This window comes from Sphingomonas sp. FUKUSWIS1, assembly GCF_000733135.1.
Taxonomy (GTDB): domain Bacteria; phylum Pseudomonadota; class Alphaproteobacteria; order Sphingomonadales; family Sphingomonadaceae; genus Sphingomonas; species Sphingomonas aerolata.
Window position 1 is genome coordinate 50,962 of the sequence record NZ_JPJC01000166.1, and the last position, 8,357, is coordinate 59,318.

The 8,357-nt window shown below is 56.9% G+C and carries 5 protein-coding genes and 1 pseudogene; 3 read left to right on the forward strand and 3 right to left on the reverse strand.

The genetic code is table 11. The features are described 5' to 3' along the window. Together sphsw_RS20435 and sphsw_RS10775 are read right to left on the reverse strand one after the other, a co-directional pair. Positions 1 to 310: pseudogene (locus sphsw_RS20435) on the reverse strand (hypothetical protein); the annotation flags it as partial. Positions 311 to 452: 142 nt separating this feature from the next. Continuing rightward, a complete protein-coding gene (locus sphsw_RS10775; protein WP_031440626.1) occupies positions 453 to 1,745 on the reverse strand; it encodes a hypothetical protein in 1,293 nt (430 codons plus the stop codon). A gap of 579 nt (positions 1,746 to 2,324) precedes the next feature. On the opposite strand from sphsw_RS10775, the gene sphsw_RS19395 reads away from it, so the two are divergent. The 3 genes from sphsw_RS19395 (at position 2,325) to sphsw_RS10785 (ending at position 7,702) form a co-directional block, all read left to right on the forward strand. Beyond that, complete coding sequence (locus sphsw_RS19395; RefSeq protein WP_152555479.1) at positions 2,325 to 3,725, forward strand: hypothetical protein; 1,401 nt, start codon at positions 2,325 to 2,327, stop codon at positions 3,723 to 3,725. A 685-nt stretch (positions 3,726 to 4,410) separates the two neighbouring features. Beyond that, positions 4,411 to 6,030 carry a hypothetical protein gene (locus tag sphsw_RS10780; protein ID WP_031440627.1) on the forward strand — a complete coding sequence of 540 codons (1,620 nt, stop codon included), beginning with the start codon at positions 4,411 to 4,413 and terminating at the stop codon, positions 6,028 to 6,030. Between the two features lie 220 nt (positions 6,031 to 6,250). Continuing rightward, positions 6,251 to 7,702 (forward strand): KAP family P-loop NTPase fold protein, encoded by a 1,452-nt coding sequence (locus tag sphsw_RS10785; protein WP_031440628.1) that lies wholly within the window; start codon positions 6,251 to 6,253, stop codon positions 7,700 to 7,702. A gap of 39 nt (positions 7,703 to 7,741) precedes the next feature. Here the strand turns inward: sphsw_RS10785 and sphsw_RS20440 are convergent, their stop codons facing one another. Further along, positions 7,742 to 7,864, reverse strand: coding sequence for an HNH endonuclease (locus sphsw_RS20440; protein WP_443024383.1), 123 nt, complete (start codon positions 7,862 to 7,864; stop codon positions 7,742 to 7,744). Positions 7,865 to 8,357: the final 493 nt, after the last annotated feature.

Genomic DNA, 8,357 nt, shown 5'->3' on the forward strand with positions numbered 1-8,357 from the left:
CCTCGAACTCGAAGTTGCCCCGGTCCCGTTCGGCCGCATCCGCATCGGCGAATACATGGTGGCGGATGGCGGCGTGGAGTCTCGCTCGAACGACGATCTCCATGGCACCGTCACCAGAAGCGAAGGTGCCAAGGCAGCTCCTCGTCACCATGATCCGAGCGGTACGGTCGAGGCCATGGCGACAACGGTCATTCAGACGGCCGATGGACGCCAGACGCGCTTCGGCGCTCGCCAGCGATCCGTTTAGCAGCCGGCCAACCTTGGCGGTGGCTTCGTGCGCGGCGCTGGTGGCGATCGTGGCAGGGAGCATGGTGGTGTCCTCAGGCTCGGCGGGGCCATTCCCCGCATCTTCCTGTCACCTCCCCCTCCCTCTTTGGGCCTCGGGCCTACTTGGTCGGCCTGGGTAAACACCGATCGCGGCCTCTCTACCCGTTGCGCGGACGTTCCACCGCTCAGGCGTAGCGACACTCGTCGGATGCGAAGACTGACCAGAGGTGAGCCTCTGCATCGATCAGGTGGTCGAAGCTCCGGCTGGTGTTGCCGACGTCGACGATCCAGTCGGTCCCATGCGCCTGGACGAAGCCAACCGAGTAGACGCGGCCTGCGCTATCCGATGGTGGGATTGTCGCCAGATCGTGACCCGCTGCGGCCAGGCTTGGCACATCGCGCCCCGTTACACGCCAGGTGTCGAACCGGGCTGCCTCGTCCGAGGCCGTCAGGTAATAGCGGGTGGCGACTTCCCAGGCGGCGTTGACGTGAGCGAGGTCGGTGCCGAGTGCATCGGCATCACCATTCCCGACGATCGCGGGCTGGCGTGTAGCTTGCCACGCCGCCAGCATGACCACGTTGGCGTCGAGGAAGTCGTGCGACGCACAGACACCAGCTGCGATCGTCTGGTTTCGTACCCGCATCTGGCACCACTCGTCTGGATCGAGTTGTTCTGCGAGACGGTGTGCGAATGCGCAGGCGAGTGTCTCGATCGCAATATGCCCAAGGGCTTCGGCATAGTCGTCGCCCGCATAGATGACCGTCAGTTCGCCGACTGCGTCACGCCGGCTGAAGGTGAACCTCGCGCTCTCCGGGAATTCGCGCATCGCCGCCTGTTCGTAGTCGATCCAGATCTGTGCGGCCTCGCCCATCGGACCGACGCAAGGTCCGAAGCTCGGTGCCGTTTCGTGCCGCCAGCTCATCTCTGACCATTCCGGCGGGATCGGCACCATCGTGTCGATCGCATAGTCGGGAAAGAACGACGCCCAAGTCGGTATCACCTCATGGGTGGTGAACCCGTGGGACAGGCAGACCAGACCTTCAGTAGTGCCTAGCCGTCGGTATCCGTCGATCATCTCGGCATCGCCATCCGCGCCGTCGATCAGCTCGGCCAGCACGTAGGGCCATGCCGAGACCGGCACCCTGACGTTGAGGAAGCCGTTCCAGTTCGTGTCATCGGTGAAGCCGGGGAACATGGCTCCCTCCCCGAACGACCACGCGATCGGGCGCAGACGATTGTCCTGTCGCGTTGTGTCCACGGCCTCGGGGCGGACGTCGAACTGGGCAAGCGCGCGTGCAAACGCCGTCCGGTGCTGAAAGCGGCCAAGCGCCGACAGGACGTCGACATAGGCAGAGCGTGCCTCGTCGGTCTGGAACTCGTGTTCGGTTGCATCGCGGGCGGAGAGATATTCCCGCGCAAGCGTCACCGGGTCGGTCCGGATCGTATCGGCGAAAGTTGCTATGTAGCGAGTGCGCATGGGGGAAGGATCCTGTCCGGCCTATTCCGGTCTCCTCCTCTCACCCTCTTCTCTCTTGCGCCGCCTTGGCTGGTTAGCCGGGCGTCTCGCTCTTCAGCACCGCGGCGCGTGCGCGTTCTTCCTCGGCGGTGTCCATCACCAGCACCAGTATCGACGGTCAGTAAATCATCTCGGCGCCTCGAAACCGGCCATCTGCCGTGCAGAAATATTCCCGCTTTCCCATGTACGCGGCCTGTTTTGAGAAAACTCAATCGGGAACAGATTTCGAGAAATTAGCTCCCCTGGGCGCATCAAGAGAACGATTCTGCCCGGCTTTCTCGCTGCGCCTTCGTTTGCAAGAAAGGCGGCAGCGCCGCGCAGTGAAGACGATGGCCGCCTGCCTTTTGGGAAGCTGGCCTTCTACTGTCGCCCAGAGAAAGGCTCTAAGACCGCGAGGAGGTCTGCGGGGAACACCCGTGGACGACTATCCCCATTGCGATGCTGGCGGTTGGGAAAGATCGCCTGTAACCAACAAGCTACAAAAAGGACGTAACGCCTCTTTAACTTCGCTGGGGTACCCAACTTGCGATGAAGCTCCGCTTGGCATTGTTCGTCACGGTTTTGCTAGAGGCGGGTGCGCTCGCAGCGTCAGGCGTCGGACGATCGCAGGCGCCGATCACCGAGCAGCGAGGGCCAGTATCTGCCGACTCGCTTGGCCTAGCGCTGCAAGCCGAGCGGATCGAACGCGAGCGCTGGACGGCTAAGTACGCAGAGACGAACCGTAAGAGCGAGCGGGAGCGGTATGAGGCGGATGCGGCAGCCCGGCGGACGGCCGAGATCGAACGCGAACGGCAGGTCTGGCGGCCGGAGAAGATCACGGGCTGCCAGGTGAGTACCGAGGTCTCACGACCTTACCTTTGTGTCGAGCGAATTGGAGCCGAATCCAGACCGCTGGGTGAGGAAATCGCGCTAAGGCTGACGTGGCACAACCTTCCGGCGGGCGCCTATGTCCGGTTGTGGGTACGAAACGGCGCGGAAGCAGGCGAGCGGTGGCAGTATGCCGGGCCTAACGGTGCGATCGTACCGGACTTCGTCGCGTCGGCACCTTCAGGCACAACCGTGCTGCGCTGGGATGGCAAGAGCGTTTGGTGCGCCCCAAGCGACATCCCAAAGGAGTGCGACGTGGGCGAGGTTGGCCAGTATGTAGTACGTGCGGCCGTTCTTTCGGGCACTGATCCGTTCTGGCCAAGTTGGCCCGATCCAAAACCCACACCTGTCCGGTGGCTCGCTCTAAGCGAAACGGCGCCCATCGGACTTACAGGCAATCCGCGCGTGTTCGACCAAGTGCCGGCTAGCACGATTGGTCCAGTGAACGGCCCGCTACGTTCGCTCGCACCCGAGAGCTTTCCAATTCAGTCCTCCGTCCTAAAGCCAACGGCGCGGCTGGGAGAGTGGCATGACGGCTGGATGAGCCGATGCCGGACGATCATCTTAAGCGCACCGTATGCCGGCAGGCCGGAACTCTGCATTCCCGCCGATCGCCTTGATCGGTTTGGCCTAAAGCTTCGCTCCTGGGATGTTTTCGCAAAAGGCAGTATCGGTATTGCACCCGGGGTTATGCCGCCCGGCGAAGCGCGCGAGCGTGCCCAGGTGGCCGCATTCCGCCGGGTAGCGAACGTCGCGCGGTACATCACTTACCGCGAGGCTCTGAAAGCGGCGCCTGAGGGCAGTCATCCTAACACAACTGATCTCGACATGCAGCGGCGAAATCGCGCCGTGACCTGGACAGATCAAAGCCAAGTCTATGCTAACTTCCACTTAGAACGCGGGAAGCCCTACTGGGTCATCACTATCGACCAATCGATCAAGACGCTCAACTACGAAGAGCGTATCACTGAGCTGGAAGCGCTAACCTTTCGTGTGAATGCCGATGGCCGGTCATGCCTAATACAGGCAAGTGTCCGTAGGAGCGAATTGCCCGATCATCTCTGTCCACGTTGAGTATCAGGTTCGATCGACTGTGACATCTTGTGCAAGCAAGGCGCCATTTTCGGCCTTAGTATCCGTATTAAACCCTTTTTGCCATTCGTAAACAGGCAAGTCAGCATTACACGTCCGTCGCATCGAATGTGGCTTCGGTCTTACGGAACATGAGTTTCCGGCATTGATCCGTCTCACGCAATGCAAGCCGGCAATTGCCCGTTATTGCAGTTCCCGCCGCTCATGATTGAAAGCCACTACAGCTATGACGACATTTATATCAACCGGTTGGCGATGAGCGCATCTAAGCGTGACTATAGCTATGTTTTTGATACCTGCCAGCTGCCAGTCATGGGAGCGAGGGTTTATGAGAGCACTATGCCTTCCAAGTTTGCTCCTAGCCGGCATTTTTGGCATTCTGATGACGACTTTCGCGGCGGATGTGGAATAGCAGCATTTAATTTGTTTAACATGACAGCTGCCCACATACAGCGCGACAAGCTCGGCTTTTTAACAGACGTAACACAGGATCGGTCGGGACTTCGATCAAGCTGTTCGAACCATACGTCCAGGGCTTCCGCACTGAGGTAATCGGGCATGATCGGCTTGCTGGCCGAGCCCGTGGCGGTGTTTTGTTTTGGTTTTGATCCTCTTTTCACTCATTGCTTAGCCAAAGGCATCGAGCAGACCAGGGCATGGGGGAATTATGGACGGCGTAAAACTTGCCGAAGCTATCGCGTGGCCGATTGCGACGATCGTCGTCGCCGTTGTCATACTGCTGATCGTCAAGATGATTATATCAAAAAGAGGAAAGATTGGCTTCAGCATCAAGGACTGGCTGAAGTTTGAGGCTGATGGATCAAAGCAAATCGCGGAGAGCGTCGCGCAGGCACCAGTTCATGCAGAAGCTGGTTTGGTCATACCGCCTCCAACTGGTGAAGCCGGTTCGGATGCGAAGCCTTCTATGGCCGCACTCGCCGAGGCTCCGCTTGAGCCGCCGATCGATCATGGGGACATCTCTATTGGTCAAATGATTGACGCGTCAAATGTCACTGAATTAGATATTGCCTGGGCGTCGTTTCAGGCTGCCGACCCCGAGACCGATAAAGACTTTTGGACAACTTATTATATCGAGAGAAAGCGTGAACTTGGCGGATCGGGTGCGTCAGAAGACTTAATGTCTTTAGCAGAAGCAAATGTAACCTGGGTTTCGCCACTGCTATCTATGCTCCGAACGGCTGTTGGGACTCACGATATTGAAACCGCGGAGGTGCTGATCCGGCAATCTCTGGCAAGAAAGACTAAGGACAACGCCGCACTCGTTTTGCATTCTGTAGTTAACGCCTACTACCGGATGATATCCCCAATCAAAGCACTGAGTTTTTACCAAGAGACAGTCGCTGCGGGTGCGACCTCCGGCGAGCGATCTGCTATGCTCTTCGCACTTGCCGCTAGTCTAGAAAGTTCAACGCAGACTTTCGCTTATCATATTGCTACCGAGATGGCGTTGATTGGTGATCCAGGCCGTGCCTCTGATCGATTCTCCTTGGCCTTGGACTATGCTGATAATAGCAGAAACTGGACGATGTCGTTTATACGGTATTGCGAAATTGACTCTAAGAGTGATCAGCATATTTGGTCCCTCAACAATCGCGGCGTCCTTATTCGTGACATCGATAAGGAGGTAAGTATGGATTATTATTCGCGTGCTGCCTCGGCGGGAAATGCTCTAGCCACCTCAAACTTAGCGGCGCAGCTAATAAGCGACGGGTACTACGCTGTCGCTGAACGCCTGCTCGACGAGATTAAAGATCCCGGCGAGGCCGTTGAACATATCACTAGCACTCGCGCGGCTGCGCTTGCTGGGCGACGCAAAATGTCAACCAGACTCGATGAAATTCATGCTTTTGCTCAAGACGAAACACGTCGGTACGATGCTGTTGTTGCCAAGTCATTGAGATCGATCGACCGAAGCGATCCACATCCCAAGGGGGTGTTCGGTTCAAATGACCGGACTTTCATGGTAATGTTTGACGCCGCTGGGGCGGCGTTTCGTGTCACCGTCGGCTCGCTTGTTTTTGATGGCGTTCTGCCGGTCAGCATACTCGCATATTCCGGAAACCTTACGGCAACGAGCCAGGGACTACTGGCAAGTACTATGTCAGTAAGTTTGTTCATAACCGGGAAGGAGGAGGTCACCGCATTGATATGGCCTAACACCAAGTCAATGAACGATCGACTTCGTATCTACGAGCTCCGACGGCTTGAGCCATTACCCAAACTAAGCTTAAAGGAGCGGTCGGCTACCCAGCAGCTTACGGGGTAAGCAATAGGTATTTTAATTCACCCAGGCGTCTTTTGCAGGGGGGTGCTGTTGCTTTGGTGCGCCATTCCTCAGATTTCTGACGCCCCCTCGTCCTCGTGCTCAAACTGGGGCCTAGGCGGATCAATGGGACCGGAGCGCACTCTGGTGCCGTACGCCCGTGTAGACCCTCACAGGGTATCTGTGGCACCCTCTCGGGGTAAGGCGAGCGTGAGGATATCCGATGGAAGCTCTGGATGATGTTTGGGCAGGCGACTTACTCAACCGCCGCGAGGAAGCCGAAGACCTCATTGGATACCTCGAAAGCGTCGCGTCGCGGGCACCAATCCACGAGGATGGACACGCCCACGTCGTAGCTCTCGATACAAGCTACGGGCAGGGCAAGACGTTCTTCCTACGACGCCTTGATCGTCATCTTCGGGCAACTGAGCATGTAAGCGCCTTCGTTGATGCCTGGGTCGATGATTTGGAGGACGAGCCAATCGTTGCGCTGGCGGCTACACTCGACAAGGCGTTGAAGCCGTGGGCTGAAGAAGACGCAGCCGTGGAGGCAGGACTAACGCAGTTCAAAGCAAAAGCAGGACGGGTCGCAAAGATTGTCGGCATTGGCCTTGCCAAACGGGGTGTCGGATTTCTGATAACGCAGGGAGCTGCGGAAGCGTTGGGGGACGAACTCACGAAAGCTTCGGAGGTTGACCGTGATATTCGCAAGGACGCCTTAAAAGATGGTGCGGCGGCACTGGTCAATGATGTCTCAGCGAGAGTGGTCGAGCCACCGGCTCCCAGTATGGACGTCAGGATTGCGAAATTCCGAGACGGCCAACAAGCGATCCGAGATATGAAGCATAGCTTGTCCGACGTTGTCGCGGCGCTCGTCAAGGCTGGTATGAAGCTTCCGATAACAATCATTGTCGACGAACTTGATCGGTGTCGTCCTACTTACGCCATCAAGGTGCTAGAGGAGATAAAGCACCTTTTTGACGTCGACGGTGTGGCGTTCGTTTTGGGATTACATGGGCGACAGCTCGCTCACTCTGTTGGTGCGGCTTACGGCGTCGGCTTCGACGGTGAGGCTTACCTCAGGCGCTTCTTCAACAAACGATATGCGCTTAAACCGTCGCAGCTTCGACCGTTAATTGCGGAACTAATAAGCCGCCTGCGTATAAATCCAGCTCTCATGGATCATATGGCGGTACTTCGCGATGGAAAAGGTAGGCCTGAGATACTCCCACCCGAAGAAGTGATTGCGACCTATCTGGCTATGTATGAGCTCTCTGCTCGTGACGCATTCTCTATTATGGAGGCACTTCAAACGGCAATGGCTTTGGTCGGGAAGGCAAATGTACAGTTGAGTTACTTGATCCCGCTGCTGATTACGCAATATCTTGGCGGCGACGATCTAATGCTGCCGAGTCATGATCCGTCATGGAAGTTTTTCATAACGACCGATCACTTTCAGCAAAACCATGCCGAACAGTCTGTGAAAGCGGGTATCGAGGCTATACATCACGCGGCGCAATTAAGCGATCAAAAGCTGTCTGAGGTGCTGAATCTCAACAGCCAAGGGTTTGGCGTTCGTATAGTGGTTGATTACGGTTTCACAAATGGATCAAAGGATTACAAACTGCTTCAGAATTATACAAAGCTAGTTAAGACTGTTCGGCAGTTTTCGTAGCATCGCATATCAGTCATGGAGGGGCGTAATGGCGTTTTACTATCCCCTCCTCATCCGTCGGGTATCGGTGGTGGTCTTTGCCACGTGGCAATGGTGGCACAGGCTCTGCGTGTTGTCCCAGGTATCCGTGCCACCCAGAGCTTTTAGCTCAATGCGATCCACTCCAACGGCTGCCGTTACGTAACCCTGCCACTGCAATGTCGGCAAGGAGGTTCGGTATCTAGGCGGCGCTTGCGGAGTTTGCGACAGTTGCGATCATAACCCGGCGTCATGCTCACTATAGTACGAGCAGCGACGGGTTGCGCGATTGTAAAGCTAGGCGTTCGCTTGGGCATTTTTTTACTTAGTAAATGTGGTGGCTTGCATTTGCGTGTGCCGATGACCGTTATCGATCGCCGTGCTTGATGAACGCTGAGCTTAATGGGATCACGACACGAAAGTGAGTTTTGCGTACGCTAGGAGCGAACAGAACGTGTCCGCAAACCCGTTACCCGCCGAGATTGTCCGGCTATCCGTCAAAACCGTGTGCTGGCGGACACTCTGACGCTGGCCGGCATACCAGCGTTTAACGGCCAATGGCGGCTAACGCCCGATTGTGTTGAAAAAGTCGGCCTTGCAGTAGTGTCGGCGGTCTGATTCAATCTTCGCCAGGTGA